Genomic DNA, 17,260 nt, shown 5'->3' on the forward strand with positions numbered 1-17,260 from the left:
CCGTTTTCTATTCATCTAATATATTTTTCAATTTTTCATACTTAGCGCTATCCTTTTGAAACACATTCTCTTTCAACCCTTTGTTTATTTGTATCCATTCAGTCGTAATCGAGTATTGAATCATACCCTCGTGGAAACTAAGGAACTTTAGCATAATCCCTGTATTTTTCTCTACAACCATTTCAAAGTTCCCTCTTAAATCTTCAGATGTACTTACAGGCATTTCTATGTTTATTGTCCCTTCTATTTTGTAGCAATCCAGTCCAAGATACTTCGTTTCTTTATAATTCCAATCTTTATATCGAATGAGTAGATCAGCAAATTCTGATTGAATACTATACTTCGCGAATCCTATATATTCATCATCATACCTTTTTTTCTCGCCTGATTTTCTCAATAATCTTTCCGTAGGATTTAATTTTAATAGTTCATTGTTTCTTTCTTTTGGGCTCCATTTTGTCTCTTTGTATGTATACTTCTCGTCATCATACTCTTTTTTCTTGCCCTCGTTATATATAATTGTTCGTTTTTTCGCTAGTTTATCTTCTTTCGAAGAGACACCTCTTTGTTTCTCCATATCAATTGCATACCTATACGTTGTAGCAATTCTTGACGAGCTAGAGTATTCCTCAAATTGTCCTGAAATATTATTAAAATGATCAATGGAATCTAGCATCTTTTCATGAACCTTTTCTTTATCTGGATAATTTGCATTCGATTTTACTTCCTCTTCATTTTCGTAATCAGAAAATGCCTTTTTCTTTACATATTCAAATACTCCGCCGTTTTGAGCAAAAATTTGATTAGAAAACTCCGACATAGACACAATTGAAAGTGTTAGAACCGCAGCACTTATAGCCATCATATAAACTCTGTAACCTTTCTTTTTTACCGGGAGATTATGAAGGGTACTATTAATCTTTTCATTTAACTCTGGCGGCACTATAACATTCTCTTCTTTTATTCTCTTTTTTAATTTCTCATCAAATAATTTTTCATCATCCATCCTTTGCACCCCCTATTCCGTCTTTAATCGTTTCTGTAGTTGTTCCCTCGCACGTGACAATCTCGATTTTACTGTTCCTTTTGGTATTTCTAAAAGCTTGGCAATACTCTCTTGATTCATATCTTCATAATAATAAAGCACCGTAACAGCTCTTAATTCTTCATGTAACGATTGAATCGCATTACACAAATCTATATCTTCATACTGATCGCACACGCTCATATTGTAATCATTCTCTTCTGTCACAATTACCTTTTTATACGCTCTACTAATGTTGTTACATTCATTCATTAAAATTCGAATTAACCAAGTTTGAAAAAAATCTTCTTTCTTTAATTTTTTTATATTTTCATAGGCTTTTAAAATTGTTGTTTGTATCGCATCCTCTATATTTGTCTCATCACGTAACATAGCCTTTGCAATACGATACATCTTCACTTTTTCAGTATGTATAAGCGCCATAAACGCTTCATGATCACCTTTTTTCGCTAAGGAAACATCTGTTTCTTCTTTTACAATCATTTTATATAAAGGGATTACTTTCACAATTGCTCCTCCTGTTTCATCCTCACTTCAAATTTAACTTTACATGTATTAGACGGATGGGCCTAGAAAAAGGTTCATTTTTTTGAATATTTTCATAAAAAAAGGTAAACATTCTTCATGTTTACCTTTACTCAGATGTAATTCTAAGGAAATACCCATCTGGATCTAGAACTTTAAATCCCCTCATCTCCCATGGATAAGTTTGAATTTCTTCTTGTATTGTGCACCGCTTCTCTTTACAACGTTCATATACTTCTTCAATCCTATTGACAACAATAATTAGTTCCAAGCAATTCCCCTTCATCTCTTTTCGATTGTAAAAATAGTGATTTTCATTCAATCTTGAATCACTAACTAGTAATAAAGAAAACTGGTCATGATTAAAACGAGCTCCATGCATACTTCTTTTATACAGCATTAAACCAATTACTTCTTCATAAAACAATAATGACTTTTCTATATCATTTACATATAGCTGCACCCGGAACAAATGATTCATTCGTTTCCTCCTCATCAAAAAAAGCCCACTTGCTCAGTGGACTTTCTACTTTACAACGGTAAATCCCTCTTTCTAAACACCACAATTGCTACGATGAAAATACAAAGCGCTCCCGCAGTTAAACCTATACTTACCGGCCATATATTATACGTTCCTTCAGCAATTTCTTTCGGACGAAACAGTGTAAATAACGATAGACCTTTCATCCAATCTAACTTATCGCTTAATTTACCTACCATATCCGTTACGAAAAATAAAATAGTTAAACTCGCTGAGTAGCTAAGTGCCTTTCTCTCATCATTACATATGCAAGAAAAGAAAAATGAATAAGCACTAACGACTAAAAATATGAGCCCTCCGACTACGTTTATCTTCAGGAATAATTCTTTATTTAAGTTATTATCTTGTAAAAACCACTCTGCACCTACTATACCCGCTACATACGTAACAGCTACAATAATCAGTAGTCCCAATATGAGAATAGACGCTTGTGTAATTGCAATTTGCACTCTAGATACAGGTGTTGCTAGCAAGTATGCCATTGCTCCTTTATCAACATGACGAGCAATTAAATGCGTTGCAACTGTTACGCAAAAAATCGTTAAAATAATAATAAACAATAGACTATAATATTCGCCAGCTAAAAAATCCATTACGTTTTGAATCGGACTTTCCATGCCAACAATTTTTTTCACACTATCAGGCATAGCACTTATTAATTCATTTAACCCTTTCGCTGACACCATTGAGGGGAATATCCAAATTAATAACCATAAATAAAGAGCTGCACCAGTTGCATAGCTCAAAATACTTTTTTGCGTTTCTTTCAAACTAGCTAAAAACAATTGCTTATTCATGCTTTACCCCTTCTTTCTTATCGTAATAATGCATAAATAAATGTTCTAAATCCATTGCTCTCGTTTGAAGCGCCGTTACATTATAGTTTGAAAGTGTTTGTAAAACAGTTTGATAGTTTCCTTGCACAATAATCGATGCTTCTCTACCTTTCACCGCTTCAAATTGCAAATTACATTGTGTAAGAGATTCAATCTCTTCTTGCGATGATACGGTTACATCTATTACCTGTCGTCTCAAGCTTTGTAAATCATGAATATTTTCAACCGTTACAAGGCGACCATCTTTAATTATAGCCACTCTGTCACAAGTTCTCTCAATCTCAGTAAAAATGTGCGATGACATAAGGATTGTTTTCCCTCTTTGCTTTTCTTCTAATATTAAATCTATAAACACTTGCTGCATAAGTGGATCGAGTCCTGATGTTGGTTCATCTAAAATTAACACTTCTGGATCATGCATAAAAGCAGCAACAATCCCTACTTTTTGCTTCATTCCTTTAGACATTTTTCGAATCGGTGTTTTCACATCAAATTGAAGACGTTCTATTAATTCATCTCGTCTTTTCGTATCCTTTAGCCCACGCATTCCTTGCATTAACTTTAAAAATTCTAATCCGTTCATTCCTTCAATAAAAGAGATTTCTCCTGGTAAATAGCCAACTTCTCTTTGAATTTTCGCTGCTTCATTCCAACAATCTAATCCAAAAATTGTCGCTTTACCGTCTGTCGGTTTTATAAATCCCATTAAATTACGAATCGTTGTGGATTTACCAGCGCCATTTGGTCCTAAGTAACCGAATACTTCCCCTTCTTTTACATCAAATGTAATATGAAACAAACCTTTTCCATTTGAAAACTGTTTTGTGACATTTTGAACTGAAATCATAATTCCACCTCATTTTTTGAAATATTTAATATGTGATATTTCAAAATTATTGTACTCCTCATCTTTCATATTCGCAACAACTTTTTGAAATATTTATATGTCTATATTTCAAAATTATTGTTTTCCATTATTTTTTCTTGTATATTTTAATTGAGGTGATCGCATTGAACGGCTTTGAAAAAGTGAAAGAAAAGAAAAAACGTGCCATTAAAGAAGCAGCTTTCCTATTATTTTCAGAACGTGGATTTAATGAAGTTAAAATAGAGCATATTGCAAAAAAAGCAAACGTTTCTCAAGTTACCATTTATAATCATTTCGGAAGTAAAGATGCGTTATTTCGAGAGCTTATACAAGAATTTATTATATCTGAATTTCAATATTATAAAGATCTTGCAGTGGAAAAATTACCTTTTCATGATATGATGCAAAAAATGATTGTAAGAAAAATGAATACTGGTGGGTTATTTCAGCCGGATATGTTACTACAAATGATGCAAAGAGATGAAGAGCTCAGAGATTTTATTTATAGTTATCAAAACGAAAAAATCCTGCCTTGGTATTTAGAAATATTAGAACAAGCACAGCAAAAAAATGAAATTAATCCTCACCTTACTAAAGAAATGATGTTGCTATACATTCAAATGTTCACTAAATTAGGTGATGATTTTGGAGCACAGCTTCTTGAAGGAGATCGCGAAAAACATATACAAGATATCGTTACGATGTTCTTCTATGGACTGTCCGTCCCAAAACAATAATGTTCCTAAAGAACAAATACCATCACAAAAAAAGCCCTTTAGATATTTAAATCTCAAGGGCTTTTTCATGTCAAAAAAATGATTAAAACTAACTTTATCTTAAAGAAGTTAAATGCTGCTTTATAGATAATACTTTATTATAGATTAACTCTTTTAGCATAACTGGCTGAATTGAGATAATTGTTTCACCGAAATTCAGAAAGTAACTTGCAATAAACTCAACTTCTTGCTTGTTAAAATAGCCTGTTATACTATAATTTTCATTTTCTTTTTGTATCTTCATAGAAGGATAATTCTCTTTATCAAAAATGTCTTTTCCTTTTTGATTAACAATGACACGAAAATCAATTGCATCAGGCTTTCTATGAAAATTAGTAAGATAACTTAACAACTCTTCAAGATTTTTTGGATTCGTATTGCTTGTTTCCTCAATAGAAAGAATTTTATCACATCTAATTATTTGAACGTGATTTGTCTCAAAATTAAAGATTTTAGCATACCACTGGCCAAATTTAGATTCGATTCGAATAAATTGGGCAACCAATGCTTTCTCCTCGTCTCTTTTTAAATATGTTAAATGATAAACTCGCTCAGCAAAAATCCCCTGTAAAATTTCTTTTAAGAACGGACTAAAATTACTATGATTTGTTACTTCAAAAGAAAGCGTTCGTTCCATAATTGAAATATTTTTACTCACATTATCAGGTAATACATGTTTAAATTTATTTTCAAGTGCAATACTTTCTATATTAAATGGTTTCGTCTTGTATCCATTTAATGTAAGAATCGAAAAGTATAACGCATACATTTCATCCACACTAAAATAAATTGGCGATAACACACTATTTTCTATAATTTTGTAACTTCCATTTCTACCTAGTTCAGAATATATTGGTACACCTATTTCTTCCAATGATTGAATATCTCGTAAAGCTGTACTTTTAGAAATAGCATATCTAACCATTAAATCCTTTAAATTAAAATATCTTTTATTATTTAAGAAAATAAGCATATCATTAATTCGTTCCGTTTTTTTCATATTTCCCTCCCGAAAGGTGTCATGTATTGAAACCTTTTTAGTCTATATTATAATTATTAACTAATAAAGGAGTTATATATTTATGACATTAGAAATAGCTATTTTTCTTTCAATGAATGGGCATGCAAAGGAGGCAATTAATTTTTATACACGCAATTTAGAAACTAAGCAGTTAATGATTGTTACGTATGGAGAACTAGCCAAAAGAGATCGTTCTTTTAAAATTACAAGTGAAAATAAAGATCATATTGCTCACTCTGTTTTACAAATTGGGAATACAAAGCTAATGATAGCAGAAGATACAATGAATCCTACTGAACGTTATAACGTCGGAAATAATATGTCACTTTGCATTCAAAGCGCTAATTTAGAAGAAATACAAAGATTTTATAATAATTTAATTTCCGATAAGCATGTGAAAATAATCTCTCCGCTGAAAAAAAATATATTTAGTGAAGCATATGGGATTATTGAAGATCCTTACGGCATACAAATTCAGTTAATGTACGATAAACGCTTAAACTAAATAATTAGCGATATTCACATATTCCTAATAAAAAAGACACGAAATTCGTGTCTTTTTTATTTTACAGTGATGACTCTACCCGTTTCACTACTTTCAACCGCTAATTGAATCAGCTTAATTACTTCTAAACCTTCTTGCGCTGTTACAGGTGGTTTCTCACCATTTACAATGCTATCTCTTACACCTTTATAGTACATGTCATAACAGCCGACTTCTGTTGGAATACGTACGAACTCTTCTTTTGTTTCTAGAGTAGCAAAATTCTCTTCAATGTCTACTCCATAACCGTTATCGCCTGGCTTCATTCCATTTTTTAATTGTTCTTCTTGTGAATCCATACCGTATTTCACGATAGAACCTTTATCTCCATGCAGTGTAAAGTGTGGACCTGCTTGTTTTACATAACTGCTACTATGTAAAATGATACGCTTTACTCCGTAGTGAAGTACAACATGGAAGTAATCATCAATTTGTGCATCTGGTCGTTGTTTGATTACATCTGCACTTATCGCATTTGGTTTCCCAAATAATGATAATGCTTGGTCAATTAAATGCGACCCTAGATCATATAATATTCCTGATCCTGGTAAGTTCTTTTCTCTCCAGCGATCACGTACATGTGGACGGAAACGATCAAAATGCGCTTCATATGCGTATAGATTCCCTATTCTATTTTCTTCTAATAATTTCTTAATCGTTAAGAAATCATTATCAAAACGACGATTATGATATACACTTAATACCACATTATGCTGCTCTGCTAATGAAATAAGCTCTTCACCTTCTTCAATTGAAACAACAAATGGCTTTTCCACAACAACATGCTTTCCGTTTAATATTGCTTCTTTTACATATGGAAAATGAGTTGTATTTGGTGAAGTAATGACAACTAAGTCAATATCAGCTCGCTTCACCAATTCATCAATTGTACTAACGACGTTAGCATTCGGTAATGTTTCTTTTACTACCTCTTCTTTTGATGATAATACAGCACGAATATCGTATTCTTCTATCGTTTGTAATAATGGGATGTGAAATGTTGTACTAGAAAATCCAAACCCTACAATCCCTACACCTATTTTTTTCATGTTGCTCCTCCAGTTGTCCCGCTATTTGTGGGTAGTAAGACCCCCACTGATTAAAGTTTCACTTTATGAGAACGATTTCATTCAGTTATTATAGCAAGATTATTATTATTTACATAATAAATTGCCTAGAAAAAAGCATCTTGCCATTATTTATGGCAAGATGCTTTTTTTATTCCGGTCGTTTTTTCGTCCACGTTTCAATAACTTCACCAGTATCGTTAACATCTAGCACTAAGCTACCGTTACTATACCTGTCTTTATTTCGATACGCTTTCGGATCAATTTCTTCTACAATGTGTTTCTCTGTCTTCATGTAAACTAGTTCATCGTCTCGAACAATTTCAATACCGACAATGCGGTATGGATTACGTTTTAACTCTTTGAAAATAACAAGACCTCGCTTCGCCCTCGTTGATTTCTCAATTTCTGATGCTTTTAGGCGTTTTACAGCACCGCGCTGCGTTACGAGAATAAGTTGATCTTTGTCACCATTTAATGGTTTACCAGAAGCAACATAGTCATCTTCTTTTAAATTAATTGCTTTCACACCAGCGGCTCTTACACCGACTGGACTTACTTCATCTTCATGGAAAATAAGTGCATATGCACCGTGTGTAGCAAGAACGATATCACTCGTTCCATCTGTCGCAAATATATCGACAACTTCATCATCTTTTTTCAAGTTTACAGCAACAAACGCCCTTGAATAGCGCTGTACTTTATATAGATTTAATTCTGTCTTCTTAATCATGCCATTCTTTGTTACAAATACGATAAATCGCTTTTCTTCCTCAAAATTCGGTACGACAGTTGCCCAAATAATGGTTTCATCCCGATCGAGTGAAACGATATTAGCAACGTGCTGACCTAAATCTTTCCAACGAATATCTGGCATTTCATATACTGGCAGATATATATAGTTGCCTTTATTCGTAAATAAGAGGACTGTCTCTGTCGTATTCGTATCGAATCGTTCAAGTAAGATGTCACCCTCTTTCATACCGAAGTCTTTGCCATTTGAGGCATTATGTGAACGCCATCCAGTACGTTTCACATACCCCTCTTTCGTTACAGTAACGATGACATCTTCTTGTGGGATCATTACTTCCACATCAATTTTAATTTCCTCGATTTGGTCTTCAATAATAGCACGTCGATCATCACTATATGTTTTCTTGACTCTCTTTAAATCTGTTTTAATTACTTGAAGTAATCTTTTTTCACTTTGTAAAATCGACTGTAGTTCTATTATTTTCTTATTAAGCTCATCGGCCTCTTGTTGTAGTGCTGTAATATCTGTATTCGTTAAACGATATAATTGCAGAGATACAATTGCTTCCGCTTGCGCTTCTGTAAAACCAAATTTCGCACTTAAATTATCTTTTGCATTACGCTTATCTTTTGAAGCTCGAATCGTTTCAATTACTTGGTCTAAAATTGATAATGCTTTCTTTAAACCTTCTACAATATGTTGACGATTTTCTGCTTTTCGCAATTCATATTGTGAACGTCTCGTAACGACTTCTTTTTGATGCCCAATATATGCATCTAAAATTTTTGGTAATGTCATAAGCGTTGGACGACGGTTATTAATCGCAACCATATTAAAGTTGTATGGAATTTGTAAATCTGTATTTTTATATAAATAATTTAAAATACCTTCTGCATTTGCTTCTTTTTTTAACTCTACAACAATGCGGAGACCTGTACGATCTGTCTCATCACGCACTTCAGCAATGCCATCTAATTTTTTATCTAGACGCAATTCATCCATTTTCTTAACCAGGTTTGCTTTATTCACTTCGTAAGGAATTTCAGTAATTACGATTTGCTGTTTCCCACCACGAACCGTTTCAACTTCTGCTTTTCCGCGAATAATAATTTTACCTTTACCTGTTTCATACGCCTTTTTAATACCATCAATCCCTTGAATAATACCACCTGTTGGGAAATCTGGCCCTTTCATAACTGTTAATAAATCATCAACAGTACTATTCGGTTTATCAATACGCATCATTGTCGCATCAATAACTTCTCCAAGATGATGCGGAGGGATTTCTGTTGCATAGCCAGCGGAAATCCCTGTAGATCCGTTCACTAATAAGTTCGGGAATGCTGCTGGTAATACAACCGGTTCTTCACTCGTATCATCAAAGTTAGACACGAATTCAACTGTCTCTTTATCAAGATCACGTAATAATTCAGATGCGATAGGTGATAAACGAGCTTCCGTATAACGCATTGCTGCTGCTGGATCCCCGTCAACACTACCATTATTACCATGCATTTCAACTAAAACATTACGTACTTTCCAAGTTTGACTTAAACGTACCATCGCCTCATATACAGAGGAATCTCCATGCGGATGATAATTACCGATAACGTTACCTACTGTTTTGGCTGATTTACGAAACGCTTTATCATGTACATTACCTTCTACATACATAGAATATAATATACGTCTTTGTACCGGCTTTAAGCCATCACGCGCATCTGGAAGCGCTCGGTCTTGAATTATATATTTACTATAACGTGCAAAGCGGTCACCTAACACGTCTTCAAGCGGGAGGTCATGAAACTTCTCTGCTTGCATGTTATTCCACCTCCGTCTCCATTATCATTTCATTTTCTAAAATATTTCCTTCTTCTTGCATACCAAACTGTACATTACGCTCAATCCATTTACGACGCGGTTCTACTTTATCACCCATTAACGTTGTAACGCGGCGTTCTGCTCTTGCTGCATCATCAATTTTCACGCGAATTAATGTGCGCGTTTCAGGATTCATAGTCGTTTCCCATAATTGATCTGCATTCATTTCACCAAGTCCTTTATAACGCTGTAACATATAGCCTTTTCCAACTTTTTTCGTTACACCGTCTAATTCTTCATCTGACCATGCATATTCAATTACTTCACTCTTACCTTTTCCTTTACTTACTTTATATAAAGGTGGAAGTGCGATAAATACTTTACCAGCTTCGATAAGTGGCTTCATATATCTGTAGAAGAACGTTAGTAACAATACTTGAATATGAGCTCCATCTGTATCAGCATCGGTCATAATGACAACTTTATCGTAGTTAATATCTTCAACATCGAATTCATTTCCTACGCCGCCGCCAATTGCATAAATGATTGTATTAATCTCTTCATTTTTAAAGATATCAGCAAGCTTTGCTTTTTCTGTATTAATTACTTTACCACGTAATGGCAATACCGCTTGGAAACGACGGTCTCGTCCTTGTTTCGCAGAACCACCGGCAGAGTCACCCTCTACTAAGTACAGTTCATTTTTCTGCGGGTTACGTGATTGTGCAGGTGTTAACTTACCACTTAATGTACCTTCTGATTTTTTCTTCTTCTTACCACTACGAGCTTCTTCTCTCGCTTTACGAGCAGCCTCACGCGCTTGCGCTGCTTTCACTGCTTTTCTCACAAGAAGTGTAGCTACATCCGGATTTTCTTCTAAAAAGTAGGCTAAATGCTCTGATACAATGGCATCAATTGAAGAACGAGCTTCACTTGTACCTAGTTTACCCTTCGTTTGCCCTTCAAACTGAAGTACTTCTTCCGGTACACGTACAGAAACAATAGCCGCTACACCTTCACGAATATCTGTACCCTCTAAGTTTTTATCTTTTTCTTTTAATAGTGAAACTTTACGCGCATACTCATTGAACACACGTGTCATTGCTGTTTTAAACCCAGCTTCGTGTGTTCCACCGTCTTTTGTACGTACATTATTTACAAACGAAAGAATATTTTCTGAGTAACCATCGTTAAATTGAAATGCTAGCTCTGCCTCAATGCCATTTTGTTCACCAGTGAAATATACAACTGGATGGATTGAATCTTTTTCTTCGTTTAAATAGGAAACGAAAGCTTCAATTCCTGTTTCATAATGGAATACATCCTCTAAATCATTTCGTTCGTCTTTAATTGAAATCTTCATTCCTTTTAATAAGAATGCTGATTCACGTAATCTTTCACATAATGTTTCATAATTGTAATTTGTTGTACTAAAAATCGTTGTATCTGGTTTGAAATGCATTGTCGTACCAGATTCTTTCGTCTTTCCGATTTTCTCAAGCGTCGTTACGGGAATACCACCATTTTCAAAGCGTTGTTCATAAATATTTCCGTCACGCTTAATCGTTACGACTAACCATTCAGACAAGGCGTTTACAACTGATGCCCCAACACCGTGTAAACCACCACTCGTTTTGTAACCACCTTGACCAAACTTACCACCGGCATGAAGTACAGTTAAAATAACTTCTGGTGTAGGTTTTCCAAGCTTATGCATTCCCGTAGGCATTCCTCGCCCTTTATCTATAACGCTAATACTATTATCTTTATGTATTACGACAGAAATTTCGTCGCCAAATCCCGCTAACGCTTCATCAACGGAGTTATCTACTATTTCGTATACTAAATGATGCAATCCACGGCTGTCCGTGCTCCCGATATACATACCCGGGCGTTTTCGAACGGCTTCAAGTCCTTCTAACACTTGAATCGCATCTTCATTATATTGGAACTGATGCTTCGCCAAACTCCTTGCCCCTTTCCTAATCCAAAATCAGAACATATGTTTCTATTATAGAATAACGCCTCGACTATAGTTTTGGCAAGTTATCTTATCTCTTTTATATACCATTTTCAATAGAAAAATCCTTGTTTTTTCACAAGGATTCCTCTAGGCTACTATTTCAGAAAAATAATCGTTTGTCAACGAGAAATGGATATGTATGCCAAGATTACACATTCCAAACCTTTATTATGATCCAAATGATCAATATCCAAAACGGGATTACAAGTAACAATCCCCAAAAACAGCCTTTAAAAAATCTCATGATGAACACCTCGTTCATCGGCCCTACCTATCATGAGGGCTGAATCAATCTTTCTACCTTAGACTCTATACTATTTTGTCATCGCATGTTCTACTTTTATACAACGATCCATTATTACAGTATAGTCTTTTTCTTTTAAAAGTTTGTATGTATCTTCATCTTGTACTCCTAATTGTGCCCAAAAAACATCTGCATCAATCTCTACAAATTCTTTTGCAACATCCATTAAAAATTCTGAACGGCGAAATACATTTACAATGTCAACATGTTCCTTAATATCCTTTAGTGAAGCAACTGCCTTTTCTCCAAGCACCTCATCTACTGTTGGGTTTACTGGAATAATGCGATACCCAGCATCTTGCATTGCTTTTGAAACCATATACGATGTACGCTCTGGCTTATCCGATAATCCAACAACTGCAATCGTTTTGCTTTTCTTTAATACTTCACCAATTTCCGTACGAGTTGGGTTTTCAATTGTCATAATTTATCCCTCCTATTCCTTTAGTATAGCCGATAAAGAAAGTCTCTTTCAATATGAAAGAGACTTTCTTTTATTCCGATTATTGATTCTTTGTAGCTGAGTTATCTGCTAAAGTAGCTGTTTTCGTCATTTTTTGACCGTTACGATAGAATGTAACTTCTACTTTCTCGCCTACTTTTTTCTTTTCATATAAATATTTACGGAATTGAAGTGAATTTTCTACTTTTTGATTATCTAATGCTACTACAATATCATATTGCTCTAAACCAGCTTTTTCTGCAGGTGATATTGGATAAATTTTACCTAATACAACGCCATTTGTTACTTCTTTCGGTACCTTCAATTGATTTACCGCATAAGCTTGCACATCTTCTAATGAAACGACACCTACTCCAAGAGCTGGACGTTTCACTACTCCGTCTTTTTCAAGTGATTCAATAACTGGTTTTGCGATATTAATTGGAATAGCAAATCCAATCCCTTCAACTTCTTGTTGTGCAATTTTACTTGAATTAATCCCAATTATTTCACCGTTTTGGTTAAATAATGCACCACCACTATTACCAGGGTTAATCGCTGCATCTGTTTGAATAACTTGAGCATTCCAATCTGCCCGTTTATCCCCATCAATATCAACTGGAATTTCACGTTCTTTACTACTAATAATACCTTCCGTTACACTTCCATCAAACCCTAGTGGGTTACCGATTGCAATTGCTTTTTCACCCGCACGGATTTTACTAGAATCACCTAAAGTAGCAACTTTATTTACATTAGCACCGTCAATTTCAACAACAGCTAAATCTAACCAAGGATCTTTCCCTACTAGTTTTGCATCTACCTTTTTACCATCACTTAATTTTACAGCAAGTTTATTTGCACCATCTACTACATGGTTGTTCGTTACAATATATGCTTTATTTCCTGCTTTTTTATAAATAACACCTGATCCTGAACCAGCTTGTTGTTCTTGACCTGTCGGTTGCATTGCAAATGGATCAATGCTTTGTTGCATATTAATAACACCTACAACAACATCTTTCGCACCTTCAATCATACCAGGTAAATCAGTTTCATTTTTTGCTTTATTGACAACAGGAACTACAGTACCTTCAACTTTTGAATCCGAACTAAATGATGATACAGTCGCTCCATTATTTTGAGCCCATGGCATATATGGTGCCGCAAAACTAATTGAAACAGCCCCAACTACAGCTCCGACTAAACCTGTGAAAAAATAACCTTTTTTACTACCTGATTTTCTCACTTCTCTCGTTTCACTATGCTCTTCATTTAAATTTGGTCCGTCGTAATATCCCATGTTTTATTTCCCCTCTCTGGTGAATTCGTATTTTCAGTATAGTCACGCTTTGTGTCCTTCTTGTGAACTCATCGTGAAATCCAATTAAAAAAATACTCTCATCTAACATTGTAGACAAAAAATGTATTTTTTGTACATTCTACCTGCCAAAGAGGACATAAAATCGACATTTCCCTAGGCTAAAGTACACAATCCGTTACAATTATTCTTCAAACTTATAACCCACTCGAATAACAGTACCGATATGCTTCGCTTTATCTCCTAGCTTATTTCTTAGCTTTTTAATATGAGTATCAACCGTTCGGTCATCGCCGTAATAGTCATATCCCCATAACTGATCTAATAAATGTTGTCGTGACAACACAATTCCTTTGTTCTCCATTAAATAAACGAGAAGTTCAAATTCTTTATGTGTCAATATAATTTCTTCTCCATCTACTAAAACAGTTCTAGATAGACGATTCACTTCTATTCCAGCCAAAGACATAGCATTTTCTTCTGCTACTCCTACCACGCCATCCGCACGTTTCAATAACGTCTTCGCGCGAGCTACTAACACTTTCGGGCTGAAAGGTTTCGTTACATACTCATCTGCACCTAATTCGAACCCTAGTAATGTATCATCCTCATCCGAACGTGCTGTTAGCATAATAATTGGCACTGCTGATTCTTTTCTAATTCGTCTACAAACAGACCATCCATCTATTTCTGGTAACATAATATCTAACATAATTAAATCAATTTCATGCTCTGCGAATAATTCTAACGCTTTTTTTCCGTCTTCTGCTTCGATTACTTCAAAGCCTTCATTACGAAAATAATCACTAACGATTTCACGTAATCTTCTTTCATCTTCAACAAGTAATACTGTTTTATTCATATAATCTATCCCGCCTTTTTACTCTTTCAATCGAATAATACGTTGATTGGAGCTTCCGCGAAATGGAAGTGTTAAATCTTTTTTCTCGATTTCAAATCTTCCATCGACTAAAACATCCCCATAATGTAACAACTCTATCATATCATTATTTTGAGAACTCTGTATCTCTTCTAACGTATAACCTGTATACATCCATAGATTTTTTTTCAAATCTTTCACAGCTTTTGCTACTTTTTTCACTTCATCAGCTTGGAAAAATGGATCTCCACCTGAAAATGTTACATCAGTTAATGGATTACTTGCAATCTCTTCCATAATTTCTGCTACTGTCATTTCAGTTCCATTACAAATATTCCACGATTTCGGATTATGGCAACCGAAACAACGATGCGGACAGCCCGCAAAAAACACGACTGTCCGCAATCCTTCTCCATCTACTACACTATCATGAATGATGTTCATCACTTTCATTTATGTTTCACCCGATCCATCTCTTCACTACGTTTCGCACTATTCCACTTCGACATATCTCCTACAAGATAACCTGTTATGCGGCGAATTCTTTCTATATTGGTCTCATCTTCATTTCCGCAGCTTGGACATTCATTTCCAATAACTCCGTGATAATTGCAGCACTTACAACGGTCAACAGGATGATTAATTGAACCGTATCCAACACCATTCTCTGCCATCGCTTGCACAATTTGTTTTAACGCCTTTTTGTTATGCATAGCTGCTCCGTCTAGTTCAATATACGTAATATGCCCCCCGTTACATAGGGCATGGAAAGGTCCTTCTAAACGAATTTTATTTATCGCTTGCATGTTATAGTAAACTGGGATATGGAACGAATTCGTATAATAATTATGGTTCGTTATACCGCTAATCACACCAAATTCTTCCCTATCTTTTTTCACAAACTTCCCTGATAGCCCTTCTGCTGGAGTTGCAATTACTGAGAAATTCAGTTCATGTTCTTCTGTCGCTTTATCCATTCTATCTCTCATAAAGGAAATGATTTCATACCCGAGTTTCCATGATTCTTCATCTTCTCCATGATGCTTTCCTGTTAAAGCTACTAAACACTCCGCAAGACCGATAAAACCAAGACTTAACGTCCCTTGCCTTAAAATGGATGCTACAGAATCTTCAGGCTGTAACTTTTCTCCTCCGCGCCATACACCTTGTGAATATAAAAATCGAAAATCTCTCGCTCGCTTCGTACATTGGTACTCAAATCGCTCTAATAATTGCTTAATTCCTAAATCTAAGTAATAATTTAACGCTTCAAAAAACGCTTCTTTTGAACCACTAATTAACGCTAATTTCACTAAATTAATAGATGTAAATGATAAATTCCCTCTTCCAATCCCTGTTTCTTCTCCATGTATGTTAGACATAACACGAGTACGGCATCCCATGTAACATACTTCACTTTCCGGTCGTCCATCATAATGTACTGCATTAAATGGCGCATCTAAAAATGAAAAGTTAGGGAATAATCGTTCAGCCGTTGTCTCTAACGCTAATTCAAATAAATCATAGTTCGGATCATTTCCTTCAAAGTTCACACCTTTTTTCATTTTAAAAATTTGAATAGGAAAAATTGGTGTTTCCCCTTTACCAAGACCAGCTTGTGTCGCTTTTAAAAGCTGTCTAACTAATAATCGTCCCTCTTTAGACGTGTCTGTTCCATAATTAATAGAAATAAACGGTACTTGCCCCCCGCCCCGACTATGCATACTATTTGAATTATGAATGAAAGCTTCACAAGCCTGATACGTATCATTTTCTGTTTCTTTCCACGCAAATTCTTCTATTTGTTCTTTCGTAAGTGGATATGTCTGTAATCGTTTCTTATGTCGCTCTACTGTTTTTCTCACATATGGAGCTAAATCAACATCAAAGAGTGCAAACGATTGACCACCGTGCTGCATATTTTGATTCGCCTGAAAAATAATAGACGAAAGAGCCAATGCACTTTTTATGTCTTGCGGTTGTCTCATATGGCCATGTCCTGTATGAAAACCGTTAGCAAGCATTTGTGCTAATGGAATTTGCGAACAAGTCGTTGTCCCAGTCGCATAAAAATCTAAGTCATGTGGATATAATATATTTTGATTTATCGCTTTTTTCACTTGATCTGACAATAAATTTTCAACTGCATAATATTTCGCACTCTCAGATGCGAACGTTCCCATTACTCCCATCGGAGAGCGGCCATCTACATTTGCATTTTCTTGCATTAAATCTTGTTCATTGCCGTGGACAATTGTCTCAAACACTCTCATTAATTCTTCTCCACGTGTATTTTTTTGTAACATTCATAACCCTCCACCAATATGTTGTTGTCTTTTGATTAAAATGTTACTACATATAGTCATATTGTTTCTGCGAGAAATGTAACATTCCTGTGAAATTTTTTTCACGAAATAATGAATTTTTCATTTACAAAAAAGAAATGTGCTCTTTACAAATGTATGGTACAATATACGGGAAAAACTCTTTTT

16 protein-coding genes are annotated in these 17,260 nt (G+C 34.8%); 2 read left to right on the plus strand and 14 right to left on the minus strand.

Going from position 1 to position 17,260, the window contains the following annotated elements; all coding sequences use genetic code 11:
* Nucleotides 1-7 precede the first annotated feature (7 nt).
* From ATN06_RS18185 to ATN06_RS18205, 5 genes are all read right to left on the minus strand, one after another.
* Nucleotides 8-1,006, minus strand: coding sequence for a hypothetical protein (locus ATN06_RS18185; RefSeq protein ID WP_060631810.1), 999 nt, complete (start codon nt 1,004-1,006; stop codon nt 8-10).
* Nucleotides 1,007-1,018: 12 nt separating this feature from the next.
* Entirely contained in the window at nt 1,019-1,552 is a 534-nt protein-coding gene (locus tag ATN06_RS18190; RefSeq protein ID WP_060631811.1) for an RNA polymerase sigma factor, read from the minus strand.
* A gap of 127 nt (nt 1,553-1,679) precedes the next feature.
* The gene (locus ATN06_RS18195) at nt 1,680-2,051 is read right to left on the minus strand and encodes a VOC family protein (RefSeq protein ID WP_060631812.1); all 372 of its coding nucleotides are present in this window, start codon (nt 2,049-2,051) and stop codon (nt 1,680-1,682) included.
* 50 nt (nt 2,052-2,101) lie between these two features.
* Nucleotides 2,102-2,908, minus strand: coding sequence for an ABC transporter permease subunit (locus ATN06_RS18200; protein WP_060631813.1), 807 nt, complete (start codon nt 2,906-2,908; stop codon nt 2,102-2,104).
* Nucleotides 2,901-3,794, minus strand: coding sequence for an ABC transporter ATP-binding protein (locus ATN06_RS18205; protein ID WP_060631814.1), 894 nt, complete (start codon nt 3,792-3,794; stop codon nt 2,901-2,903). Before ATN06_RS18205 ends, ATN06_RS18200 begins: the two co-directional genes overlap by 8 nt.
* 155 nt (nt 3,795-3,949) lie before the next feature.
* On the opposite strand from ATN06_RS18205, the gene ATN06_RS18210 reads away from it, so the two are divergent.
* A complete protein-coding gene (locus ATN06_RS18210) occupies nt 3,950-4,552 on the plus strand; it encodes a TetR/AcrR family transcriptional regulator (protein ID WP_234415808.1) in 603 nt (200 codons plus the stop codon).
* Between the two features lie 94 nt (nt 4,553-4,646).
* Here ATN06_RS18210 and ATN06_RS18215 read toward each other — a convergent pair whose 3' ends face one another.
* Complete coding sequence (locus ATN06_RS18215; protein ID WP_060631816.1) at nt 4,647-5,591, minus strand: helix-turn-helix transcriptional regulator; 945 nt, start codon at nt 5,589-5,591, stop codon at nt 4,647-4,649.
* Between the two features lie 82 nt (nt 5,592-5,673).
* Here ATN06_RS18215 and ATN06_RS18220 point away from each other — a divergent pair, with 82 nt between their 5' ends.
* The gene (locus ATN06_RS18220) at nt 5,674-6,117 is read left to right on the plus strand and encodes a VOC family protein (protein ID WP_060631817.1); all 444 of its coding nucleotides are present in this window, start codon (nt 5,674-5,676) and stop codon (nt 6,115-6,117) included.
* 56 nt (nt 6,118-6,173) lie between these two features.
* On the opposite strand, the gene ATN06_RS18225 is transcribed toward ATN06_RS18220, so the two are convergent.
* From ATN06_RS18225 to ATN06_RS18265, 8 genes are all read right to left on the minus strand, one after another.
* Complete coding sequence (locus ATN06_RS18225; protein WP_060631818.1) at nt 6,174-7,205, minus strand: oxidoreductase; 1,032 nt, start codon at nt 7,203-7,205, stop codon at nt 6,174-6,176.
* A gap of 169 nt (nt 7,206-7,374) precedes the next feature.
* Nucleotides 7,375-9,798: a DNA topoisomerase IV subunit A gene (gene parC, locus ATN06_RS18230; RefSeq protein ID WP_060631819.1), complete on the minus strand. Its 2,424-nt coding sequence runs from the start codon at nt 9,796-9,798 to the stop codon at nt 7,375-7,377.
* Between the two features lies 1 nt (nt 9,799).
* A complete protein-coding gene (gene parE / locus ATN06_RS18235; RefSeq protein ID WP_060631820.1) occupies nt 9,800-11,764 on the minus strand; it encodes a DNA topoisomerase IV subunit B in 1,965 nt (654 codons plus the stop codon).
* A gap of 371 nt (nt 11,765-12,135) precedes the next feature.
* Nucleotides 12,136-12,549 carry a CoA-binding protein gene (locus ATN06_RS18245; RefSeq protein ID WP_000151382.1) on the minus strand — a complete coding sequence of 138 codons (414 nt, stop codon included), beginning with the start codon at nt 12,547-12,549 and terminating at the stop codon, nt 12,136-12,138.
* Nucleotides 12,550-12,628: 79 nt separating this feature from the next.
* Complete coding sequence (locus tag ATN06_RS18250; RefSeq protein WP_000542648.1) at nt 12,629-13,870, minus strand: S1C family serine protease; 1,242 nt, start codon at nt 13,868-13,870, stop codon at nt 12,629-12,631.
* A gap of 202 nt (nt 13,871-14,072) precedes the next feature.
* Nucleotides 14,073-14,750, minus strand: a complete 678-nt coding sequence (locus ATN06_RS18255; protein ID WP_001044683.1) for a response regulator transcription factor — start codon at nt 14,748-14,750, stop codon at nt 14,073-14,075.
* Between the two features lie 18 nt (nt 14,751-14,768).
* On the minus strand, nt 14,769-15,221 hold the full coding sequence (gene nrdG / locus ATN06_RS18260; RefSeq protein ID WP_060631822.1) for an anaerobic ribonucleoside-triphosphate reductase activating protein: 453 nt from the start codon (nt 15,219-15,221) through the stop codon (nt 14,769-14,771).
* Nucleotides 15,218-17,074 (minus strand): anaerobic ribonucleoside triphosphate reductase, encoded by a 1,857-nt coding sequence (locus tag ATN06_RS18265; RefSeq protein ID WP_060631823.1) that lies wholly within the window; start codon nt 17,072-17,074, stop codon nt 15,218-15,220. Before ATN06_RS18265 ends, nrdG begins: the two co-directional genes overlap by 4 nt.
* Between the last annotated feature and the right edge of the window lie 186 nt (nt 17,075-17,260).

The sequence above is a fragment of the Bacillus thuringiensis genome (genome assembly GCF_001455345.1).
Classification (GTDB): Bacteria; Bacillota; Bacilli; order Bacillales; family Bacillaceae_G; genus Bacillus_A; species Bacillus_A thuringiensis_N.